Raw genomic sequence first — 20,207 nt, 5'->3', positions numbered from 1 at the left:
GGGGTTAACTCAGGCGATGTCGACGCCCAACCCGCCCGGATTTCCCGCCGGCCCGTCGCCCGAGGGTTGGCAGCCGCCCGGTTACGTGCCGCCGCCGGGCCCACCGATGCCACCGCAGTCGGGCTACCCGGGTTACCCCCCACAACCCGGCTACGTACCACCGCTGCCCGGTTACCCGCCACCGCGGCCCGGCCACCCCCCACCCGGCTTCCCACCTCCGCAGCCATATCCCGGCTATGGCGGGTACCCGTCGGTCGATCCCCAAGCGCCGTTCGGGCGCGATCCGGCCACGGGCGTTCCGCTGTCCGACAAGTCAGGTACCACGGCGGGGTTGTTGCAGCTTTTCTTCGGGGTGTTCGGCGCTGGACGCTTCTATATCGACTCGACCCAGATCGCGGTAGCGCAGCTGATACTCGGCCTCGTCGGACTCGTCTTCAGCCTGTTCTGCCTGATCGCATTGCCGGTCCTGCTCGGCAGCGTCGTCTGGGCCATCGTCGACGCGATCATGATGTTCACCGGCACTGTCAAAGACAACTACGGCCGCAAGCTTCGCTAGGTCGCAGATCACGATCAGGTCACAATTCCCATCTCGATTCGTTGCGATCGGCGCGTCGAACCGCCTGTGCGACAAGGGAAATCTAGTGTCACTTCGTGAACCGCCGAACGGCCCTGAAGTTGCCTCTTATGCTGGCAGCGGGTGCGGCGCTGACCCAAGCGCCGCGTGCTTTTGCCGAGGCAGCCCGGTGGTCGCCGGACCGCGCCAACGCCTGGTATCGCGCACAAGGTTGGCTTGTCGGCGCGAACTACATCCCGTCGACCGCGATCAATCAGCTGGAGATGTTTCAGCCGGGAACGTTTGACCCACAACGCATTGACGGCGAGCTGGGCGTGGCCCGCACGCTCGGCTTCAACACCATGCGGGTCTTCCTTCACGATCAGTTGTGGGCGACGGACCGCCCGGGCTTCCAAAGCCGTCTGGGCCAGTTTGTCGGAATCGCGTCGCGCCATGGCATCAAGCCGCTGTTCGTCTTGTTCGACTCCTGTTGGGACCCGCTGCCCAAGGCCGGCCCGCAGCACGCGCCGGTACCGGGGGTGCACAACTCCGGCTGGGTGCAGAGCCCGGGCGCCGAGCGCCTCGGCGATCCCCGCTACGTACCGGTCATGCAGGACTACGTCACGGGAGTGCTGAGTCAGTTCCGCAATGACGACCGGGTTTTGGGGTGGGACCTGTGGAACGAACCCGACAATCCCGCAAAGGAGTACCGCAAGGTCGAGCGCGCAGACAAGCTGCAGCGGGTGGCCGACCTGCTTCCTCAGGTGTTCCGGTGGGCGCGGGCGGTGGATCCTGCGCAACCGTTGACCAGCGGTGTGTGGCAGGGATCGTGGGGAGACCCGGGAAGCCGCAGCGCGATCAGCGCCATCCAACTCGACAACGCCGACGTGATCACCTTCCACAACTACGGCAAGCCGGCCGAGTTCGAGTCAAAGGTCAACGAGCTGGCGCCGCTGGGGCGACCGATCCTGTGCACCGAGTACATGGCTCGGTCCCAAGGCAGCACCCTCGAAACGATCCTGCCAATTGCCAAGCGACACAACGTCGGTGCGTTCAACTGGGGCTTGGTGGCGGGGAAGACCCAGACCTATTTTCCGTGGGACTCATGGAATCACCCCTACCCGGCACCGCCGAAACTGTGGTTCCACGACCTGCTGCTACCCGACGGACGGCCATACCGGGTGAGCGAATTGCAGGCAGCTCGGGGACTGACCGGCGGGCTGGGCTAACCCGAACTCGCTCTTACCGCACGGCCGCCGCGAGGTTCTCCGCCACCTCGCGCTGCCAAAACTTGTTGGCGTGGTTGGTGTCTACCTCGATTTCGAAGCGGTCGGTCATCTCCGCGGTGACATCGGCAGCATCAACATAGAACTGCTCATACCAGCGCCGGTGCTGATACACCGCGCCGTCCTCCTCGGTAAGCAGTGGATTCTCGATGCGTGTCTTGTGCTTCCAGATCTCGACGTCTTCCAGGAAGCCCTCGCCGAACGATCGACTCATCGCGGCGGCGAGCTTGGCCGCCTTGTCCGCCGGCAGGCCGGGTAGTTCCTGAACGGCCACCCCCCACTGCAGCACGAATGAGTTGTGCGTGACCGGGTAGTGGCAGTTGATCAGCGCGACTTCGATCGTGAAGTCCGGCGCCACGTCGTTGTGGAGCCAGTTAATCATGTAGGCGGGGCCGAAATACGTTGCCTCGGAGCGAAGTTTCGTTCCCTCCCAGAGCTTCTCGTAGTTATTGGTGGTATCGGGCCGGGCCTTGGACTCCATGATCTGGGTCGCCGTGTGGCCTTCGATGATGTTCTTGAAGAACGTCGGGTACGCGTGGTGGATGTAGAAGAAGTGAGCCATGTCGACGTTGTTGTCGACGATCTCGCGGCAGTGTGAGCCCTCGATGAGGATGGAGTTCCACGACCATGGGGACCACTGCCCTTCGGTGTACCCGTCGATCGTCGGCGGGAAGATCTCGGGGGCAGGAGTCGACCCCTCGGGGTCGTGCCAGACGAGCAGTTGGCCATTGACCTCTCCGGTCGGCCAACGCCGTGTTCGCGCCAATCGAGGAGTGCGCTTGGCGTAGGGCACCAAAGAGCAGCGTCCGGTCGAGCCCTGCCAGCGCCAGTCGTGAAACGGGCAGGCCACCGAATCACCCTTGATGGTCCCTTGGGACAGGTCACCGCCCATGTGGCGGCAGTACGCGTCGAGTACGTGTACCTCGCCCGCCGAGTCGGTGAACACCACCAGACGGGTCCCGAATGCGTTGATCGCGTGGGGTTTTCCGTCGCGGAAGTTGTCGGCCAGGCCGATGCAGTGCCAGCCGCGGGCGAAGCGCATCATGGGTACGCCGGTGTCGATGTCCCGGACGTCGTCGTTGCTAACCACTGCGATTCCTCCTCAGCCGTCTTCTGCCAGTCGCCGCACCGTGGCGAGGTACTCCTCGACGATGTCGAGAACCACGTCGCGCGAGCGCCGCACCTTGTTAATCGACCCGACGATCTGCCCCACCGGGGAACCGGACAAGGCGCTCGAGCGCGCCCGCATGAACCGTGCGGATGCGTCCGCATACACGATGCCCTGCAACGGCATTGGCAGCGGCTCAGGATTGTCGGGGCCTTCCCAGGCCGCGGTCCATTCGGTGCGGATCTGGCGGGCCGGCTTACCGGTCATCGCGCGCGAGCGGACCGTGTCGGAGTACCCGGCCTTCAACAGGTTCTCGACGACCCACGGCTCCGTCGCGGCTTCGGCGACCGTCAGCCACAGCGATCCGGTCCAAGCCCCTTGTGCGCCGAGAGCCATCGCGGCCGCCATCTGCCGGCCGTTACCGATGCCGCCGGCGGCCAACACGGGGATGTCCGGCCCGACCTCATCGACGACCGCGGGCACCAGCACCATCGTGGCGATCTCGCCGGTGTGTCCCCCGGCCTCGCCGCCCTGGGCGATGATCACGTCGACTCCCGCATCGACGTTGCGCCGAGCATGACGTGGCGAACCACTCAACGCGCCTACCAGGACGCCCTTTTCGTGTGCGGCCGTGATGGCGTAGGCCGGTGGCGGCCCCAGCGCGTTGACGATCATCGACACCGGGTGTCGCAGCGCGACCTCTACCTGACCCGGCCCTTCGGCCTCGACTCCGAGGCCGGCGGCGATCACCCGCCGCTCGGCGTCCTCCGGCAGCGGCGGCACGCCGTGGTTGGCGAGCACTTTCTCCATGTGTTCGGTGTGGCTGGCCGGAATGAGCTCGCGCAGCGCATCAAGGCTGAAGGGCTCGCCCTTGCCGACGAACTTTTCCGGCATCGCGAAATCCACCCCGTACGGCCGGCCGCCGACGTGCTCGTCGATCCAGGACAGCTCGACCTCGAGGCGCTCGGCGTTGTAGGCCAGCGCGCCCAGCACCCCATATCCGCCGGCCTTGCTGACCTCGGCGACCACGTCGCGGCAGTGCGAGAACGCGAAGAGCGGGAACTCGATACCGAGGCGCTCACACAGGGAATTCGCCATACTTTCAGTCGCCTCTCTGAGTCACAGTGGATTCCAACGAGCGGTCCCGTCGTCGCGGAAGGCGGCGAACGAGTTGGCCAGATCCCCTGTGCCCGTGCACATCACCTGTGTCCGGTTTTCGAGGTCGAGCGCGTGGCGCAGACTCGGCGAGTCGATGGTCTGCCACATCGTTTCTTTGGTCATCCAGACCGCCAACGGCGAGTTCTGCGCTATCTCACGGGCTTTGGCGATTGCGGTGTCGAGCAGGCTCGCGGCGTCGACCACCTCGAGCACCAATCCGATGGTCATCGCTTCGGCCGCGCCGAAAACACGCCCGGTGAGCATCAATTCGGCGGCCCGCGACGCTCCGACTAAGCGCGGCAGGAAGTAGCTGGTGCCCATGTCGCATGCCGACACCCCGTGCCGGATGAAAACCGCACCAAAGGTCGCCGATTCGGCGGCATACCGGATATCGCAAGCCAACGCCAACGCGAAGCCGCCGCCCAACGCGAATCCGTTGACCGCGGCGATGACGGGTACCCGCAGCCGGTGGATCTTCTCGAAGGCCGAGGCCATCAGTTCTTGTGCAGCCATCGTGACGGCGACGGTCGAGGCGGCCGCCGAGCGGAGCTCGGCATACGGGACGCCGGCGCTGTCGGACAGATCGTCGGGCTGCGATTTCAGGTCGGCACCGGAGCAGAACGAGACACCCGCGCCGGTCATCACGATTGCACGCAGCCCGGGATCGCCGTTCAGTCCGTCCAGCAGCCGATGCATGTCGACGAGAGTCTGTGAGTCCAACGCATTTCGGCGTTGCGGGCGGTTGATTGTCACGATGGCGATCGCACCGTCGTCAAGGCGCTCGACGGAGATCGCGGCGCTCATGAGCCGGCCCCGGAGGAGTTGGCGGCGAACCCCGCGACCATCGCTGCCGACACCATGGGATTGTCGAACTCGCGCCATAGCGTGATCTTGCCGTCGCGAAACTCGAACACGCCGATGTAGTCGTTCTGGTAGACGACGGGCTTGTCCCGACCCAGGGCGTCACCCCGATAGCGCGCCACCAACATGTCCGGGTCGAGCAGGTCGTAGATGTCGGTCAGCGTGATCGTGAACTTCTCGAACATTCCGAACATGGACCCGAGCAGCTCACGAATGCCGTCTTGGCCGGAGTCGGGAACCGCGTCCTCGTAAGGCAATTCGAATCGGACATCGTCGTGAAGTTCGGCGAGGACCGCGTCGAGGTCGAGCGCGCTGATGCCGGCCATCGCCCGCCCAAGCGTTTGCTTGTTGGCTTCGCGCGTCGCGCTGTCGGTGTCGGTGATGGTCGCCTCCTACCTGGCCACCATGCCGCCGTCGGCGATGATGGTCTGCCCGGTGATGAAACTTCCCGCGTCGGAAAGCAAAAGCAGTGCGGGAGGAACCATTTCGGTGGCCTCGGCCATCCGCTTCAGCAGCGCGGCCGACTTCATCACCTCGATGAACTCCGGCGGGTTGGCCCGCGCCATGTCGGTATCGACCGAACCGGGCGCCAGGGCGTTGACTCGAATCCCCTGTGACGCGAACTCCGCAGCCATGGACCGCGTGAACGACACCATCGCGGCCTTCGCCGCCGAATACATCGACGTCGCAGGCGAATAGATGAAGGCGCCGGCGGAGACGACGTTCAGGATCGACGCGTGCTCGCTTTTGCGTAGGTGCGGTAACGCCGCCTGCACCAGGAAGACCGGACCTTGCAGGTTGACGGAGAACGACTTCGACCACGCTTCCGCGGTGAACTCGCCCAGCGGCAGCGAGAGGGCATTGGCGGCGTTGTTGACCACCATGTCGATGCCGCCGAACTCCGCGACGGCGGCATTGACAAGACCGTCGATGGCATCCAGGTTCCCCAGATGCGTGGGCACACCGACGGCGCGACCGCCGCCAAGGGCCTGCAGCTTGTCGGCGGCCGCCGCGCAGGCATCGGCCTTTCGGCTGGCGACAACCACATTCGCCCCGCACTCGATCAACCCCTCGGCGATCGCCAGCCCGATGCCTCGGGTGCCCCCGGTGACGATGGCGGTGCGACCGGTGAGGTCGAAGAGTGCGTGCAGCGATTTCATGACGCCATTACCTTACATGGTGTAAGAAAACTGGACGAGGGTCATTCTCCGACGCTGATCCCGTGCAGGATTAACGACCTCAGGTGCGCAATCAGCTCGGCCTCACCCAGCGCCTTGTTCACCGAAGTGTGCAGCGTGACCGCACCCCGCATGGTGTCCATCAGCGCACTGCCGTCGACCTCCGACCGGACCAGACCCTCGGCCTTTCCGCGTTCGATCAGTCGGACCCACAGTGCCCGGATCGGCGCCATGTAGCGCGCCTCGACCTGTTCGACCAAGTCGGGCCGGCTGTAGAGCACCGTCGCGACTCCCGGCATGCCCGCCAAGTAGGCAGGATCGGACTGGACGCGCACCATGCCGGTGATCAGGCTGGTCAATGCATCGGCGAACGGGAGTTCATCGATCGCGGGATATTCGCCCGGGACGGAAAAGATGGCGTCCTCGACCAGCGCGAACTTGCTGCCCCAGTGTTCGTAGACGAACGGCCGCGACACCCCGGCATGACGCGCGACGCCGGCCAAGGTGATTTCTTCGTAGCCGTTGGCGATCAACAGTTCCCGGGTGGCGGAGATGACCGCGGCGCGACGCTGCATGTCGCGCGGGCGCCCACGCGTCGCGTCGGACTCGTCGGCTCGGATGGCCGACGTGCCCCGCCGCTCTCGCGCTGCACCGCTCGGCGTCATCGTCGAACCATACCCAGCCGATCAAAAGGCAGACACGTGGAACCCGGCGCTGCTAGTTTCGCGGCGTGCACTCAGCGTCGGACGGAACCTACTGATGGCCTACAAAATCGACCCGGATTCGCTGCACACGATCGCTAAGCAAGTCGTCGGCCTGTCGCTGGACGACGGCGAGTTGGTCACGCGGGCAATCGAATTGCTTGCGGACCAATATCCTGATCTGGTCGATCCGACCCCGGGCCGATGGGTGGGCAGCAAGGCCGGCGGGATCCTCGGCAAGGTTCTTTTTCTCTACTTCAGCCCCCGTGAGTACATCGTGATTTTCGGTTCCCCCACTGGAACACAAGGCTTTTCGGGGCGCTACAAGCATGTGGACATCCACAAGTTCCTGATGGCCGGGCGAATCGATTCTTACGATCTCGAGTCGGACGACACGAAACCCATGACGCTGTTGCCCGGTGAAAGCACCTGCCTGGAGCGGGGCCGCGCGCGGGGGCTGACCATTCACCCCGGCTCGTGGCACATCGAGTACGGCCGCGGGGCGGTGGCCACCACGCTGCCGTTCGCAATGGTGGACACGCTGTTGGTGTCACTGGAACTCGAATCCGTCCGCCGCTCGGCGGTCGAATTCACCAAGCTGGTCGCCAAGCGCTTTCGCCGCTGACTCAGACCGCAACCTCGTGATGGCGGGTTTGATTTCCCCCACGTCGTTTGGCTTCATACATGGCGTTGTCGGCATGGGCGACCACTTGGCGAAACGCTTCGTCGGCATGGTCGGTGACCATGCCGCGCAGCGCCATCGCGGCGATTCCGACGCTCGCGGTCACGGAGGCGTTGACTGCGGCCACGGCGTCACAGAGGTCCAGGCCCCACCCGGGCCGCTGTTCTGGTGTCACGATTTCGGCGATCAAGAATTCCTCACCACCGACGCGACCGACGATGGCGGTGTCGCTGCAGGCGGCGCTCAATGCGCCGGCGACCGCGACGAGCGCTGCGTCGCCCGCGGCGTGTCCGTGGGTGTCGTTGAGGCTTTTGAACCGGTCCAGGTCGATCATCGCCACCATCAAAAACATGTGGTTGGCGCCGACGAGCATCCGCCCTACAATGGCCCGATCGCAGGCGCGCCGATTCAGCAGGCCGGTCAACGGATCGCGGTTAGCGCGCAGCAGATCCACCCAGAGTGCGCGTACGACGATCTGGATGGCCAGCGGGACGACCGCGTTGAGTTCGAGTACCAGGAAGCAGCCGGTGAAGGCCAGCATCGGTTGCCCCGCGGCAGCCAGGCGCGCCGCTTGCACGATCGCAATTGCGCAGGCCAGGCCAAAATTCAGGGTCATGTACTTGGCGGTGTGGAAGAACGCGAGGTAACCGCCGGTAACCGCCATGGCCGAGCATGCCATCAGCCCGACCAGCGGCTGGGGTTGCCACAAGCAGCCGAGGCCGATGATCACACTGCCGGTCAGAATGAAGAAAAGGGATTGTCGTCGGGTCGGCCACCCGCGTAACCACAGCACCGCCATCCTCAGCCCGGCCACGGCAGCCAGCACCGAATACGCCAGCGCCACCGGCCGCAGCGGCAACGTCGGATCCAACCAGACGTTGGCCGGCACGAGCACCAACGAGGCCGCCACCCCAGCCAACAGCTTGCGGGTGCTCGAGCCCAGCCCGTGCGCCTGCAAATAGCCTGTCAGCCAGTCGAAATGGTGGTCCTGCCCCCACCACGTCGCCAGCCACGCCATCGTCGCGTCCTCCCGCACTCACTTGCCCCACGAACTACGCGGCCGCTGCCGCAGAGTGAGTTGGGTCACAGTAAATAGGATCGCGGGTTACAAATGCCTCGAATCGCCGAGAAAGTCGGGACAGGCGACGCAGGTGCAACGCGGCAGCTGTTCGACACGGCTGTCGAAGGTTCCTGGCGATGGCAACACCTGCGATTTCCCGCTAGGCCCCAGCTGACCTGAGTTAGACTGCCCGCGTTGCTATGAAGCGGAAAGCTGATGTCGAAGGACGTCGCCGCATTCTGTGTGATGCAGCGATCCAAATCCTTGCCGACGAAGGTGCCAAGGGGCTCACTCACCGCAAAGTAGAGCAGCAAGCGGGGCTGCCTGACGGCACGACGTCATCGTATTTTCGCACCCGTTCGGCGTTGCTCCGCGCCACTGCCGAGCGGGTGGCTGAGCTGGATGCCGTCGATTTCGAAGCCGTGATGCGACGGTGCACTCCGTCGGAGGCCACAACGAACGCCACGACTTTGTCGGTGCTCGCCGACATGGTGATGCGGTCGTCGACCGGACCCGGCCTGGATCGCTCGCGGGCCCGCTACGAGTTGGCCTTGCATGCGCACCGAGACGAGGTTCTGCAGGGTGCCATCGAGGACGCGATTGCGGGCTTCGTAACGTTGAGCGAACAGGCGGTCACCCAACTGCAGCCCGGCCTTGTTGATCGCGCCCTCGTGGAGAAGCAGGCCCGTGCGATCACAACCTTCATCAACGGCGTGATCGTCCGGCAGGTGTTCGGACATCCCGGGGTCGATAGCGCGGCCGAACTCACCCAGCAACTGCACGCGCTGGTCGCCGGCGTCGCCGCCACCCATCACGTTCACAAACCCTAGATCGGACCGATCGGCGCCGACCTGCGCGCGCAGTTTCTACAGACGTAGGAATTTGTATCTACATTTGTAGAAATCGTGTTAGCGTCTGGACTCATGGCGATAGCCAAGCGCCGACCGCTTCGGTCTCGGCACGCCTAGGCCGGAAGGAACCGTCTATGCGCTTCGTCCTCGTGCACGGCGGCTTTCACGCCGCATGGTGCTGGGAGCGGACCATCCCCGAACTGAACCGCCTCGGGCACGACGCGGTAGCGGTCGACATTCCCGGCCACGGCACGCGCCTCCGGGAGGAATCCACGCTCGCCAACCGGCGCGCCGCCATCGTCGCCGTCCTACGGCCGGGAGATGTCCTGGTCGGCCACTCCGGAGGTGGTTTCGACATCACCTTGGCCGCGGATGCAGCCAGTGACCTTGTCGCCCACACCATTTACTTGGCAGCCGCGCTGCCGCGTGAGGGCCGCACCTATCCCGAGGCAATGGCGATGCGCAACTCCGAAGACGGTTCGTTTGATGCCGATGTCGGAGACATGTTGGGCCACTTGCATTTTGGCGACGACGGCGCCATGAGCTTCGCCACCTTCGAAGGCGCGTGGCAATACTTCTACCACGACTGCGACGAGCAAACCGCACGATGGGCCTTCGCGCGTTTGTGCCCGGAGCGGTTCGGCGACACGACGACCACGCCCGTATCAGTACCCAATTTCTGGGCAGCCGACCTGCCACGCAGCTACATCCGCTGTCTACAGGACCGTTCGAAACCACGGTGGCTCTCCGATGTCGTAGCCACCCGTCTTGGTGTTGACCCGCTCACGATCGACTCCTCGCATTCTCCCTTCTTGAGCAGGCCTGCCGAGCTCGCCGAACTGCTCGTGCACGCGACCACCACCAGACCGGTCGCTCCGCTAACCCCGCCGTAGTCGCGCTCGAAAGGAGTGTCGATGCCACTGTTGGTCTCGCCGTCGAGCGCCGAGCGTGTCGGCCGGATTGTGGTGCGACGGGTGCTCGTCGTCGGTTGTTGTGTGGCGTTGTCGGTGTCGGGATGTGCCTTCCATAGCCTGAATTCGCTGCCGTTGCCCGGTGCGGTCGGGCGTGGGCCGGGGGCCAACGTCTATCACGTCGAGTTGCCGAATGTTGGGACGATGGAGTCGAATTCGCCGGTGATGGTCGACGACGTGGTCGTGGGCAGTGTCGGTGAGATGCGGGTGCAGGGTTGGCATGCCGACGTCGAGATCTCGGTCAAGCGCGATGTGGTGGTTCCGGCCAATGTGGTGGCCACCGTCGGGCAGACCAGTCTGCTGGGTTCGATGCATGTGGCGCTCAGTATTCCGCCAGGACAGCAGGGAGGCGGACGGCTACAGCCAGGCGCCACCATCCCGCTGAGCCGGTCGACGGCGTATCCGTCGACCGAGCAGACGTTGTCGTCGCTGGGCGCGGTCGTCAACGGCGGCGGACTGGGACAGATCGGGGAGGTCATCCACAACTTCTCCACCGCCCTATCCGGACAGGAGGGCGCCGTGCGTGATCTGATAACTCGCCTAGACACGATCGTCGGGACACTGGATCAGCAGCGGGACAACATCGTTGAGTCTCTTTACGCGTTGAACCGGCTGTCGGGCACCTTCGCCGACCAACGCAACATTTTGTCCGAGGCGCTGCGCACGATTCCCTCGGCGCTGGATGTGTTGATCAAGGAACGCCCGCGGCTGACGGAGGCGCTCGATCATCTGCACGCGTTCAGCAACACCGCCACCCGGCTGGTCAACGACGCTCAGGACGATCTGGTCAAGAACCTCAAGAATTTGGAACCGACCATCAAGGCGCTCGCCGATGTCGGACCGGAGTTCGGTATGGCGATCGCGGGCATTTTCGTGTTCCCGTTCAACCAGAACTTCGTCGACCGAGCGGTTCGCGGCGACTACTTCAACATCAGTGCCGAACTGGACCTGTCCATCCCACGACTCAAGCGGGGACTGATGTTAGGGACCCACTGGGGCCAGCCAGACATGCCGATACCGCCAGAGCCCGGAGATCCCTATCGGATGAACTACACCCTCGATCCCTTGCATGACCCGGTAAGGCCACCGTGGGTCGATCCCAACGCGCTGCCGCTGCCCGGGCCGCCGCCAGGATACGACCCCCGGCCCGGGCCGCCACCAGCGACGGCACCGGCGGAGGGCGGCGGATAGACGCCGCCTTCGTTCGGATCCAACCGGCGCACCGACCGAGATGCCGGGTTACGCGAACTACGAAGTTGCGGTTGCCCGCGGAACGCTTTGGCGGCGCTGTTGCTAAACATTGCAACCCTGCCGTGTGGGACGCGGTGGCGCGGGTTCTACGAGGTTAGTCACCGGGCAGCCTCCGGAGCATCCGCGTCGCACAAACAACGGCTGCGCAATCACCACACACCTATGTCGTGTCGCCAGTGCATGCGATTACCCGTCGCGCATGAGGATTCGAGTAGTCCACTACTCAAGCCGCACGCCGAACGTAGACGGATGATAAGACCGCAACCAAGACCACGCGCTTCACAAACAAAGGAGCAACCAATGGGTGGTCCTCTTCCGCAAAAGGTCAATACGGCTGACACCCCGCCGCTACACGGCCCGTTCGATCTGGTCGTACCACTGTTGGTAGGTCCGTTGGACCCGGTCCTTGCATCGGCGACCGAGGTTGACAACAACGGTGTTCCGTTCATGGGGTTAGCCCCAATCAGGGTCGATAACGTAGTGCCCGTTCCAGACGGAGTGCGCGTCAGAGGCTTTGTCGACTTTCACTCGAACGTCGTGGTCCGTGTGACGGTCTTCCGGGCCGATCTGAATTGACTTAATCCGCGCGTCATACGCGACGACCACGAAAGAACCCCAGCGAACTTTCGTTCGCGGGGGGTCGAACAAATACAATTTGGCGGTGGCGGAGGGATTTGAACCCTCGGACGGTTTTAGCCGTCACACGCTTTCGAGGCGTGCTCCTTAGGCCGCTCGGACACGCCACCGCCGAGCAGCTTACAGAACGAGGAGCCGCTCACCCCAATCGCTGGCGGGCGAAGAACTCCTCCAGTGGCGCGGCGCACTCCGCGGCGAGCACACCGCCACGCACCTGCGGGCGGTGATTGAGCCGGCGGTCGCGGACTACGTCCCACAGCGATCCGACCGCACCGGTCTTGGGTTCCCACGCGCCGAACACCAGCCGCCCAACACGCGCCAGCACCAGCGCGCCCGCGCACATCGTGCAGGGTTCGACGGTGACCGCCAGAGTCGCTCCCTCCAGCCGCCACCCATCACCCAGCACGATGGCCGCCGCGCGGATCGCCAAGACTTCCGCGTGCGCGGTCGGATCACCAAGGGCCTCACGGGCATTCACCGCGCGGGCGAGTTCGGTCCCGTCGGCGGCGACGACCACTGCACCGATCGGCACATCACGGGGGCCCGCCGTCGCGGCGGCCGCCAGCGCGGCACGGATCAGATCTTCGTCCGCGATCACCGACCCAGTCTGATGGCGGCGACCCGCTTCGCCCGGCTCCGTCATTCGTGGCGACCCGCGTCGCCCGGCTCCGCCGCGCTTGCGATCGCCACGGCCGCGCTCGCGATCACCGACCGAGGCGGTCGATCACCGCCGACAGCTGGTCGGCAAAGCCCATCTCGCGAGCGATGCGGCCCAATTGCTCGTCGGCATACAGGTCGGACTCGTCGAGGATGACGCCCAGAACCGCCTCGGGCAGACCGATATCGGACAGCAGCCCGAGATCGCCTTCTTCGAACGGTTCCGAGTCCTCGAGGTCCTCGGGATCGATGTCGGCGTCCAGCTTGTCCAGAACTTCGGCGGCAATGTCGTAATCCAATGCGGCCGTGGCATCCGACAACAACAACCGAGTTCCAGACGGCGCGGGGCGCACGATGACGAAGAACTCGTCGTCGACGTCGAGAAGCCCAAAGACCGCTCCCGCGCTGCGCAGTTCACGCAGCTCTGTCTCGGCGGCCGCCAGACTCGTCAGCGAATTGGGAGCCATCACAGAACACCGCCATTGGCCCTCTTCGCGCACAACGGCGATGCCAAAGCCGTCCGGTGTATCCACGGACGGGCCTTGCGTCGCGGCCCGCTCTCGTCCCATGGGCGCCTACGCTAGTCGCTGACCAGGCGGCTTGACCAGACAGCCCGAACCAGCGAGGGGACCTCCAGCCGCCGCTGTCGACCCACTGTGCCAACCTAGTTCTGTGTCGTGGACGGCGACGAGGACCCCAGTGTGTGTCCTCGGGTTGGGACTTATCGGCGGTTCGGTCATGCGCGCGGGTGCGGCGGCGGGCCGCGAAGTGTTCGGCTACAACCGTTCGGTAGAGGGGGCGCGCGGCGCACTCGCCGACGGCTTCGCCGCATCGACCGAGCTCGCCGAAACGTTGACGCGCGCCGCCGATACCGGCGCCCTGATCGTGCTGGCCGTGCCGATGCCCGCCCTGCCGGCGATGCTCGCCCACGTCAGCGATTTCGCCCCGAAATGCCCTCTCACGGACGTCACCAGCGTCAAAGCGGCGGTCCTCGACGAGGTGGTCGCGGCCGGTCTGCAGGAGCGCTTCGTCGGCGGTCACCCGATGACGGGCACCGAGAGCTCGGGTTGGGCGGCCGGCCATGCCGGGTTGTTCACGGCGGCACCGTGGGTCCTCAGCGTCGACGACCACGTGGACCCGGTGGTCTGGTGGATGGTGATGACGCTGGCGCTGGATTGCGGTGCGGTGGTGGTGCCGGCCAGATCCGACGAGCATGACGCCGCGGCGGCCGCCATCTCGCATCTGCCGCACCTGCTCGCCGAGGCGCTGGCCGTGACGGCCGCCGAGGTGCCGCTGGCCTTCGCGCTGGCCGCCGGGTCCTTCCGGGACGGCACCCGGGTGGCGGGCAGCGCCCCGGACCTGGTGCGCGCGATGTGCGAAAGCAACACGGCCCATCTGCTCACGGCGGTCGACCGGGTGATGGACCTGCTCAGCCGCGCCCGGGACTCGTTGGATTGGGACAACTCGGTGGCCGAACTCGTGGAGGCGGGCCATGCCGCGCGAACGCGCTACGACCGCTTTCCGCGCTCAGACATTTTCACCGTCACGATCGGCGCCGACGGCTGGCGCGAGGAGCTCGCCGCCGCCGGCCGGGCGGGCGGAGTGATCAGATCCGCTCTGCCAATCCGGGATAGTCCACGATGAACCCGTCGGCGTCGACGCTCACCGTGGTGTCGGCGACCGGTGAACGCAGCTTGATCCCCTCGGGGCTGCCCTCGCCGGTGTAGCTCACCATGGCCGCGGTGACGGTCATGTCGGGCACGTTGACGTAGACCATCGGCAGCGTGATGGTCTCGGCCCGCTCGTGGAGCCCCAGCCGCCGGATGGGCAGCGCATTGAAGAACGGGCTGAATACGACGTCGACGTCGAGTGCGCCGTTGTATCCCGCGCGCCGGTCGCCCTGGTGGTCGGTGATCATCCACATGTTCTCTTCATCCCGCGCGATGGCGAGCTGGCGTTCCCGCTCGGCGAGGGTGATCGTCAGCCCGAACCGCTTGGTAGCTCCGCTCTCGTCGGTCTGCACTTCGTAGAAAGCGCCGAATGCCGGGTTTGTCGCGGTAGCCGCGGCCACGATGCGGCCGGCCGCTCTAATCCGTTTGCCGGACACCTGCACTCGCACCGATTCCATCCGAGAGATGTCCGGTGCGCGCCAGGTCAGCATCGCGGGCCAGACGCTGTCAGTCGGATCAGAGGGGCTGTTCACCCTCCTACCGTAAAACGTGCCCACCCGCCGCGGCAGGCCGATCGGCAACTGGGGCCACCGTCACATCGATTCGCCGACGAGGCCTGCGTAACCGCCCGGTGCCCGGCACCGAAACCCAGACCGCCATCGCCAGCAGGCCGTCGAGGATCAGCGCCAGCCCGGCAACCATCAACGCGCCGACCAAGGCGAGTTGAAATTCGCGTTCTTTGATCCCATCGATCAGGTAGCGGCCCAGCCCGCCGAGGCTGGCATAGGCGGCCACCGTGGCGGTGGCGACGACCTGCAGCGTCGCATTGCGCAGCCCGCCGAGAATCAACGGCATCGCGTTGGGCGTCTCGACGCGCAGCAGCACCTGGGCCTCCGTCATGCCCATCGCCCGGGCGGCGTCGACCACCACCGGGTCGACGTTGGCAATGCCCGCGTAGGTGCCGGCCAGCAGCGACGGCACACCGAGCAGCATCAGGGCCACCAGCGGCGGGCCGAGCCCCAGGCCGAACATCAGTACACCCAGCAGCAGCACCCCGAGTGTCGGCAATGAGCGCAGCCCGTTGACCGCGCCCACCACCAGCAGCGTGCCGCGGCCGGTGTGGCCGATGACCATCCCGATCGGGATCGCGATCAGCGCCGAGGCGCCCACCGCGACGGCGGTGTACTCCAGGTGCTCCAAAATGCGTGCCGCGAGGCCGACCGGACCGGTCCAGTTGTCGACGGTCAGCAGATAGGACACCGCCTGCTGGACGAAGTTCATCGCGCACCACCGACGACCGGCGCCGCCACGGATCGCCCGCGCGTGACCGCACCCGCGTGGGACCAGGGGGTCGCGAACCGGCCGGCCACCACGATCAACATGTCGATCACGACCGCCAATACGAACAGCGCGATGATGCCGGCCAGGATCTGGTCGCTCTTGTCGGTCTGATACCCCTCGGTGAACCAGGTGCCCAGGCCGCCGATGCCGATCACCGAACCCACCGACACCATCGCGATATTGGTCACCACGACCACCCGCAACCCCGCGATCATGACCGGGATCGACAGCGGCAGCTCAACTTTCAGGATCCGTTTGACGGACGAGTAGCCGACAGCGGTGGCGGCGTCGCGGACCTGAGCCGGCACCGCGTCGAGCGCCTCGAGCACCGCGCGCACCATCAGCGCGGTCGTGTACGCGGTGAGCGCGACGAGGACATTGGCCTCGTCCAGGATTCGGGTTCCGATAACCACCGGCAGGGCCACGAACAACGCCAGCGACGGCACCGTGAACACCACACTGGCGGTCGCCGTAATCAGCCGCCGCGGAATCGGTGCACGTTGTACCAGCACCCCCAACGGCACCGCGATCAGTAGCCCGATCAGCACCGGTACCAACGACAACCGCAGATGGATCACGGTCAGCGTCCAGGCATCGCCGAGGTGGGTGAGCAGATAGTGCATGGTCAGGTCCGCCGCTGCGATTCGACCGCGGCCAACACGTCGGCAGCCAGCACCCCGCCGATGACCTTGCCCTCCTGGTTGACGGCGATCCCCACCGTCGACGGGGACGACAGCGCCGCGTCCAGCGCGTGGCTGAGATTGCCGCCGGGCCGGAACAACGCACTGATGCCGCTCATGCTGTCGGCCAACGACGCACCACCGCCGTGCCGCCGCAGGCCCTCGCCGTCGATCCAGCCCAGCGGAAGGCCGTCGTCGTCGACCACGACCGCCCAACCGGCCAGCGGACGATCGGCAAGGCCGCTGACCGGGAGCGTGTCGATGGCGTGCAGCGGCAGGCCATTCGCATCGATCAGCTGCAACCACCGGTAGCCGCGGCCCAGGCCGATGAATCTCGATACGAAATCGTTGGCCGGCCGCGAAAGTAGTTGGGTGGGTTCGTCGTACTGCTGCAGCGCGCCGCCGCGGCCAAAGATCGCAACCTGGTCGGCGAGTTTGAGCGCCTCGTCGATGTCGTGCGTAACGAACACAATCGTCTTGTGCAATTCGCTTTGCAGACGCAGTATTTCGTTCTGCAGCTCGAGACGAACCACGGGGTCGACGGCCGAGAATGGTTCGTCCATCAACAAGATTGGCGGATCGGCGGCCAGTGCGCGTGCCACGCCGATGCGTTGTTGTTCTCCGCCGGAGAGCTGCGCCGGGTATCGGTTGGCAAGCTTGGCGTCCAGCCCGACGCGCTCTAGCACCTCGTAGGCCGCCTTGCGGGCCTCCCGGCGGGACTGCCCCCGCAGCACGGGCACGGTCGCGACGTTGTCGATCACCCGCTGATGCGGCATCAGCCCGGCATGCTGGATCACGTAACCGATTCCGAGCCGCAGCTGCACCGGGTTGACGCCTCTGACGTCCTCGCCGTCGACGGTGATGGTGCCCGACGTCGGCTCGATCATTCGGTTGATCATCCGCAGCGCGGTGGTTTTGCCGCTCCCGGAGGAACCGACGAACACCGTCAGCTTGCCGTTGGGGACCACCAGGCTCAGCCGATCGACGGCGGTGGTCCCGTCGGCGAATGTCTTGCAGACATCGTCGAAGACGATCACCGTACTACCCTCCAGCCGGTCGTCATTGCGTAATCGGATGGTTGAAGCCGTTGTCTCGCACCCAGTTTCGTGCAGCTTGGTCGGGGTCGATGCCGGAGTTGCCCGCCACTGCCGCGTTGAGACCGGCCAGACCCTCAGTGGTCAGCTTGGCCGAGACCGCATCCAGGACAATCTTGAGGCGATCGGACTTCTTCTGCGAATTCACCAGCGGCACGATGTTGCCGGCCACGAAGTTGTGCTCGGGGTCCGCCAGCACCGCCAGGTGGTTCTGCGCAATCGCCGGCGAAGTGGTGAAGACGTTGGCCGCGTTCACCTTTCCCTCCACCAGGGCTCGTACCGTCACTGCACCGCCACCGTCGTTGATCGCGATGAAGTTGCCGGGACTGATGTTGAGCGAGTATTTCTGCCGTAGCCCGGGCAGGCCGGACGGCCGGTTCTCGAAGGCCGAGGGCGCCCCGAATTTCACCTCCGGCGAGTGCGCGGCCAGATCACCGATGGTTTTGAGGTTCCACGCGGCGGCCGTTGCGCCCGTGACGGTCACGGTGTCCGTATCCGAGGCCGGCGACGGCGTCAGAACCGACAGGTCACCCGGCAGTTTCTGATCGAGCTCCAATTCCACGGCGTCGAGCATGGTCGCGGTCGAGTCGGGCGCAAAGTAGCGCAGCAGGTTGCCGACATATTCCGGTACCAAATCGATGGAATGGTCTTTGAGCGCCGGGATATAAGTCTCGCGGCTGCCGATGCCCATGCGCCGTCCCACGTCGAAACCGTTGGCCTGCAACGTTTGCGCATAAATCTCGGCAATGATCTGCGATTCCGGGAAGTCGGCGGACCCGACAACGATGGATTTCATGCTGCGCGTCTCCGGCGCCAGCGGATCGGAGTTGCTGCACGACGCGACGAGGCAGCCGACCACCAAGCACGCTGCCGCGGGGATGATCACGCGGTGCAGGCGCCGCAGCATCCTCATAACGCTGACAGTAACGGCATGACGGGCGGGGCGCTGCGGCCATGAAGCAGGCGGTTTGCCTGGTTTTGTTTCATTCTCGGCAGGATGGGACAAAGATAAATCTATGAGCACCGACCCTGGCTTGCCGGGTAACCCGCCGCCTAAGCCCACTGCGGCGCCTCCCGCCGAGCCCGCCCCTGTGCCTCCCCCGGCGCCTCCTGAGGGCGTGATACCGCCGCATGCGGCCACGCACCCCAAAGAACCGGCCATCGGGTTCACCCGCGCCGGCGCGCTGTGGTCGGCGCTGACCGCCGGCTTCCTGATCCTGATCCTGTTGCTGATCTTCATCACCCAGAACACGACGTCGACGCCGTTCCAGTTCCTGGGCTGGCATTGGAGCCTGCCGCTGGGCGTGGCCGTCCTGCTGGCGGCAGTGGCCGGCGGCCTGCTCACCGTGGCCGCCGGCACCGGGCGGATCCTGCAGCTGCGTCGCGCGGCCAAGAAGCATCACGCGGCGACCGCGCGCGACTAGCCCGGCAGTTTGGCCAGTTCCGCCAGTCCGCGAGAGATCAACGGCGCGACCACTTCGGGCATGTGCTCGGAGTCTTTTCCGCTGGCCTGATCCGCCATGCGCCGGCGGAAGTCGATGCCCGCGGCGATGATGGCGAGCTTGAAGTACGCCAACGCCATGTAGAACTCCCAATGCGCCAACGGCAATCCGGAGACAAGCGAGTACCGGTCGGCCAGCTCGTCGGCCGTCGGCAGCAGCGGCGACGTCCAGGCGGCCTGCGCATTGACGATCAGATCCAGCGCCGGGTCCCGGTACACACACATCAGGGCCGCGTCGGACAGCGGGTCCCCCAGCGTCGAGAGCTCCCAATCCACCACGGCGCGCACCCGCGTCGGGTCATCGACGTCCAGGATGGTGTTGTCGATCCGGTAGTCACCGTGCACGATCGAAGTACGGCCCTGCGGCGGAATCGCTTGCCGCAGACCGGAGTGCAGCTTTTCGACGTCGGAGTCGCGGTGGTCGTCGGGCAGTCGCACCAGTTCCCACTGCGAGCCCCAGCGACGCACTTGGCGTTCCAGATATCCGCTGGGCTTGCCGAAATCGGCCAGTCCCACTGCATTCGGGTCGACGTTATGCAAGTCGACAAGTACCCGGACCAACGAGTCGACGCATTTGTCGATCACGGTGTGATTGAAGGCTTCCAGCTGAGCGCGACGGCGGACAACTTGCCCGGCGACGAACTCGACGATCTGGAACGGCGCGCCCAGCACAGAGTCGTCCTCGCACAGCGCGATGGCGCGCGCCACCGGAACCGGCGTGTCCTGCAGTGCCGCCACCACTTTGTACTCGCGCGCCATGTCATGCGCCGACGGGGTCAGCCCGTGTAGCGGTGGACGCCGCACCAGCCAGTTCGTTTTGTCGTCGTAGACGCGGAACGTGAGATTGGAGCGGCCGCCGGAGATGAAATCTGCGCGCAATTGACCGTCGCGCTCGATACCGAGCGCGCGCAGATAACGGTCCAGCGCGGGCAGGTCCAGCCCGTCGAGTCGATCAGCCGAAGTCACCG

Annotated in this window: 23 protein-coding genes and 1 tRNA gene; 8 read left to right on the top strand and 16 right to left on the bottom strand. The window is 65.5% G+C overall.

Features of this window, described 5'->3' with window-relative positions; all coding sequences use genetic code 11:
* Positions 1-16 precede the first annotated feature (16 nt).
* Positions 17-556, top strand: coding sequence for a TM2 domain-containing protein (locus tag SKC41_RS08645; RefSeq protein ID WP_330977250.1), 540 nt, complete (start codon positions 17-19; stop codon positions 554-556).
* Positions 557-651: 95 nt separating this feature from the next.
* Positions 652-1,782 carry a 1,4-beta-xylanase gene (locus SKC41_RS08640; RefSeq protein WP_330977249.1) on the top strand — a complete coding sequence of 377 codons (1,131 nt, stop codon included), beginning with the start codon at positions 652-654 and terminating at the stop codon, positions 1,780-1,782.
* A 13-nt stretch (positions 1,783-1,795) separates the two neighbouring features.
* Here SKC41_RS08640 and SKC41_RS08635 read toward each other — a convergent pair whose 3' ends face one another.
* The 6 genes from SKC41_RS08635 to SKC41_RS08610 all read right to left on the bottom strand — a co-directional run bounded on the left by SKC41_RS08635 (position 1,796) and on the right by SKC41_RS08610 (position 6,809).
* Positions 1,796-2,884 (bottom strand): Rieske 2Fe-2S domain-containing protein, encoded by a 1,089-nt coding sequence (locus SKC41_RS08635; protein WP_330978802.1) that lies wholly within the window; start codon positions 2,882-2,884, stop codon positions 1,796-1,798.
* A 57-nt stretch (positions 2,885-2,941) separates the two neighbouring features.
* Complete coding sequence (locus SKC41_RS08630; RefSeq protein ID WP_330977248.1) at positions 2,942-4,045, bottom strand: nitronate monooxygenase; 1,104 nt, start codon at positions 4,043-4,045, stop codon at positions 2,942-2,944.
* 21 nt (positions 4,046-4,066) lie between these two features.
* Positions 4,067-4,909, bottom strand: coding sequence for an enoyl-CoA hydratase/isomerase family protein (locus SKC41_RS08625; protein WP_330977247.1), 843 nt, complete (start codon positions 4,907-4,909; stop codon positions 4,067-4,069).
* Positions 4,906-5,292, bottom strand: coding sequence for a nuclear transport factor 2 family protein (locus SKC41_RS08620; protein ID WP_442931573.1), 387 nt, complete (start codon positions 5,290-5,292; stop codon positions 4,906-4,908). The genes SKC41_RS08625 and SKC41_RS08620 overlap by 4 nt, the downstream gene beginning before the upstream one ends.
* Positions 5,293-5,358: 66 nt before the next feature.
* Positions 5,359-6,126 (bottom strand): SDR family NAD(P)-dependent oxidoreductase, encoded by a 768-nt coding sequence (locus SKC41_RS08615; protein ID WP_330977246.1) that lies wholly within the window; start codon positions 6,124-6,126, stop codon positions 5,359-5,361.
* A 41-nt stretch (positions 6,127-6,167) separates the two neighbouring features.
* Positions 6,168-6,809, bottom strand: coding sequence for a TetR/AcrR family transcriptional regulator (locus SKC41_RS08610; RefSeq protein WP_330977245.1), 642 nt, complete (start codon positions 6,807-6,809; stop codon positions 6,168-6,170).
* A gap of 94 nt (positions 6,810-6,903) precedes the next feature.
* On the opposite strand from SKC41_RS08610, the gene SKC41_RS08605 reads away from it, so the two are divergent.
* A complete protein-coding gene (locus tag SKC41_RS08605) occupies positions 6,904-7,470 on the top strand; it encodes an isomerase (protein WP_330977244.1) in 567 nt (188 codons plus the stop codon).
* Between the two features lies 1 nt (position 7,471).
* On the opposite strand, the gene SKC41_RS08600 is transcribed toward SKC41_RS08605, so the two are convergent.
* The gene (locus SKC41_RS08600; RefSeq protein ID WP_330977243.1) at positions 7,472-8,545 is read right to left on the bottom strand and encodes a GGDEF domain-containing protein; all 1,074 of its coding nucleotides are present in this window, start codon (positions 8,543-8,545) and stop codon (positions 7,472-7,474) included.
* A 242-nt stretch (positions 8,546-8,787) separates the two neighbouring features.
* Here SKC41_RS08600 and SKC41_RS08595 point away from each other — a divergent pair, with 242 nt between their 5' ends.
* From SKC41_RS08595 to SKC41_RS08585, 3 genes are all read left to right on the top strand, one after another.
* Positions 8,788-9,417, top strand: coding sequence for a TetR/AcrR family transcriptional regulator (locus SKC41_RS08595; RefSeq protein ID WP_330977242.1), 630 nt, complete (start codon positions 8,788-8,790; stop codon positions 9,415-9,417).
* 155 nt (positions 9,418-9,572) lie between these two features.
* Positions 9,573-10,331, top strand: coding sequence for an alpha/beta fold hydrolase (locus tag SKC41_RS08590; protein WP_330977241.1), 759 nt, complete (start codon positions 9,573-9,575; stop codon positions 10,329-10,331).
* A 21-nt stretch (positions 10,332-10,352) separates the two neighbouring features.
* On the top strand, positions 10,353-11,600 hold the full coding sequence (locus SKC41_RS08585; RefSeq protein ID WP_330977240.1) for an MCE family protein: 1,248 nt from the start codon (positions 10,353-10,355) through the stop codon (positions 11,598-11,600).
* A 716-nt stretch (positions 11,601-12,316) separates the two neighbouring features.
* On the opposite strand, the gene SKC41_RS08580 is transcribed toward SKC41_RS08585, so the two are convergent.
* The 3 genes from SKC41_RS08580 to SKC41_RS08570 form a co-directional block, all read right to left on the bottom strand.
* A tRNA-Ser gene (locus SKC41_RS08580) sits at positions 12,317-12,406 on the bottom strand.
* A 29-nt stretch (positions 12,407-12,435) separates the two neighbouring features.
* The gene (locus tag SKC41_RS08575; protein ID WP_330977239.1) at positions 12,436-12,894 is read right to left on the bottom strand and encodes a nucleoside deaminase; all 459 of its coding nucleotides are present in this window, start codon (positions 12,892-12,894) and stop codon (positions 12,436-12,438) included.
* Between the two features lie 106 nt (positions 12,895-13,000).
* Positions 13,001-13,522, bottom strand: coding sequence for a tRNA adenosine deaminase-associated protein (locus SKC41_RS08570; RefSeq protein WP_330977238.1), 522 nt, complete (start codon positions 13,520-13,522; stop codon positions 13,001-13,003).
* 130 nt (positions 13,523-13,652) lie between these two features.
* On the opposite strand from SKC41_RS08570, the gene SKC41_RS08565 reads away from it, so the two are divergent.
* Positions 13,653-14,597: a prephenate dehydrogenase gene (locus SKC41_RS08565; RefSeq protein WP_330977237.1), complete on the top strand. Its 945-nt coding sequence runs from the start codon at positions 13,653-13,655 to the stop codon at positions 14,595-14,597.
* On the opposite strand, the gene SKC41_RS08560 is transcribed toward SKC41_RS08565, so the two are convergent.
* Genes SKC41_RS08560 through SKC41_RS08540 form a run of 5 tightly spaced genes read right to left on the bottom strand, consistent with a single transcriptional unit; the run spans position 14,560 to position 18,651 of the window.
* Positions 14,560-15,114: a putative glycolipid-binding domain-containing protein gene (locus SKC41_RS08560; RefSeq protein WP_442931671.1), complete on the bottom strand. Its 555-nt coding sequence runs from the start codon at positions 15,112-15,114 to the stop codon at positions 14,560-14,562. The genes SKC41_RS08565 and SKC41_RS08560 overlap by 38 nt on opposite strands.
* Positions 15,115-15,160: 46 nt before the next feature.
* Positions 15,161-15,904: an ABC transporter permease gene (locus tag SKC41_RS08555; protein ID WP_330977235.1), complete on the bottom strand. Its 744-nt coding sequence runs from the start codon at positions 15,902-15,904 to the stop codon at positions 15,161-15,163.
* A complete protein-coding gene (locus tag SKC41_RS08550) occupies positions 15,901-16,587 on the bottom strand; it encodes an ABC transporter permease (protein WP_330977234.1) in 687 nt (228 codons plus the stop codon). The genes SKC41_RS08555 and SKC41_RS08550 overlap by 4 nt, the downstream gene beginning before the upstream one ends.
* A 2-nt stretch (positions 16,588-16,589) precedes the next feature.
* Positions 16,590-17,681 (bottom strand): ABC transporter ATP-binding protein, encoded by a 1,092-nt coding sequence (locus SKC41_RS08545; RefSeq protein WP_330977233.1) that lies wholly within the window; start codon positions 17,679-17,681, stop codon positions 16,590-16,592.
* A gap of 22 nt (positions 17,682-17,703) precedes the next feature.
* Positions 17,704-18,651 carry an ABC transporter substrate-binding protein gene (locus tag SKC41_RS08540; protein WP_330978800.1) on the bottom strand — a complete coding sequence of 316 codons (948 nt, stop codon included), beginning with the start codon at positions 18,649-18,651 and terminating at the stop codon, positions 17,704-17,706.
* Between the two features lie 103 nt (positions 18,652-18,754).
* Between SKC41_RS08540 and SKC41_RS08535 the strand changes: the two genes are divergently transcribed.
* Positions 18,755-19,162, top strand: coding sequence for a LapA family protein (locus SKC41_RS08535; protein WP_330977232.1), 408 nt, complete (start codon positions 18,755-18,757; stop codon positions 19,160-19,162).
* Here the strand turns inward: SKC41_RS08535 and SKC41_RS08530 are convergent.
* On the bottom strand, positions 19,159-20,205 hold the full coding sequence (locus SKC41_RS08530) for a phosphotransferase family protein (RefSeq protein WP_330977231.1): 1,047 nt from the start codon (positions 20,203-20,205) through the stop codon (positions 19,159-19,161). The two genes, SKC41_RS08535 and SKC41_RS08530, sit on opposite strands and share 4 nt — an antisense overlap.
* Between the last annotated feature and the right edge of the window lie 2 nt (positions 20,206-20,207).

This window comes from Mycobacterium sp. 050128, from assembly GCF_036409155.1.
In the GTDB taxonomy this organism is placed as follows: Bacteria; Actinomycetota; Actinomycetes; order Mycobacteriales; family Mycobacteriaceae; genus Mycobacterium.
Note: the sequence above shows the minus strand (reverse complement) of the source record. Positions and strands in the feature narration are given on the sequence as shown.

Excerpts from the sequence above, each read along its gene's own strand:
- SKC41_RS08645 (WP_330977250.1), top strand. The coding sequence starts at position 17 with ATGTCGACGCCCAACCCGCCCGGATTTCCCGCCGGCCCGTCGCCCGAG.
- SKC41_RS08635 (WP_330978802.1), bottom strand. The coding sequence starts at position 2,884 with ATGATGCGCTTCGCCCGCGGCTGGCACTGCATCGGCCTGGCCGACAAC.
- SKC41_RS08630 (WP_330977248.1), bottom strand. The coding sequence starts at position 4,045 with ATGGCGAATTCCCTGTGTGAGCGCCTCGGTATCGAGTTCCCGCTCTTC.
- SKC41_RS08625 (WP_330977247.1), bottom strand. The coding sequence starts at position 4,909 with ATGAGCGCCGCGATCTCCGTCGAGCGCCTTGACGACGGTGCGATCGCC.
- SKC41_RS08620 (WP_442931573.1), bottom strand. The coding sequence starts at position 5,292 with ATGGCCGGCATCAGCGCGCTCGACCTCGACGCGGTCCTCGCCGAACTT.
- SKC41_RS08615 (WP_330977246.1), bottom strand. The coding sequence starts at position 6,126 with ATGAAATCGCTGCACGCACTCTTCGACCTCACCGGTCGCACCGCCATC.
- SKC41_RS08610 (WP_330977245.1), bottom strand. The coding sequence starts at position 6,809 with ATGACGCCGAGCGGTGCAGCGCGAGAGCGGCGGGGCACGTCGGCCATC.
- SKC41_RS08605 (WP_330977244.1), top strand. The coding sequence starts at position 6,904 with ATGGCCTACAAAATCGACCCGGATTCGCTGCACACGATCGCTAAGCAA.
- SKC41_RS08600 (WP_330977243.1), bottom strand. The coding sequence starts at position 8,545 with ATGGCGTGGCTGGCGACGTGGTGGGGGCAGGACCACCATTTCGACTGG.
- SKC41_RS08595 (WP_330977242.1), top strand. The coding sequence starts at position 8,788 with ATGAAGCGGAAAGCTGATGTCGAAGGACGTCGCCGCATTCTGTGTGAT.
- SKC41_RS08590 (WP_330977241.1), top strand. The coding sequence starts at position 9,573 with ATGCGCTTCGTCCTCGTGCACGGCGGCTTTCACGCCGCATGGTGCTGG.
- SKC41_RS08585 (WP_330977240.1), top strand. The coding sequence starts at position 10,353 with ATGCCACTGTTGGTCTCGCCGTCGAGCGCCGAGCGTGTCGGCCGGATT.
- SKC41_RS08570 (WP_330977238.1), bottom strand. The coding sequence starts at position 13,522 with ATGGGACGAGAGCGGGCCGCGACGCAAGGCCCGTCCGTGGATACACCG.
- SKC41_RS08560 (WP_442931671.1), bottom strand. The coding sequence starts at position 15,114 with ATGCTGACCTGGCGCGCACCGGACATCTCTCGGATGGAATCGGTGCGA.
- SKC41_RS08555 (WP_330977235.1), bottom strand. The coding sequence starts at position 15,904 with ATGAACTTCGTCCAGCAGGCGGTGTCCTATCTGCTGACCGTCGACAAC.
- SKC41_RS08550 (WP_330977234.1), bottom strand. The coding sequence starts at position 16,587 with ATGCACTATCTGCTCACCCACCTCGGCGATGCCTGGACGCTGACCGTG.
- SKC41_RS08540 (WP_330978800.1), bottom strand. The coding sequence starts at position 18,651 with ATGAGGATGCTGCGGCGCCTGCACCGCGTGATCATCCCCGCGGCAGCG.
- SKC41_RS08535 (WP_330977232.1), top strand. The coding sequence starts at position 18,755 with ATGAGCACCGACCCTGGCTTGCCGGGTAACCCGCCGCCTAAGCCCACT.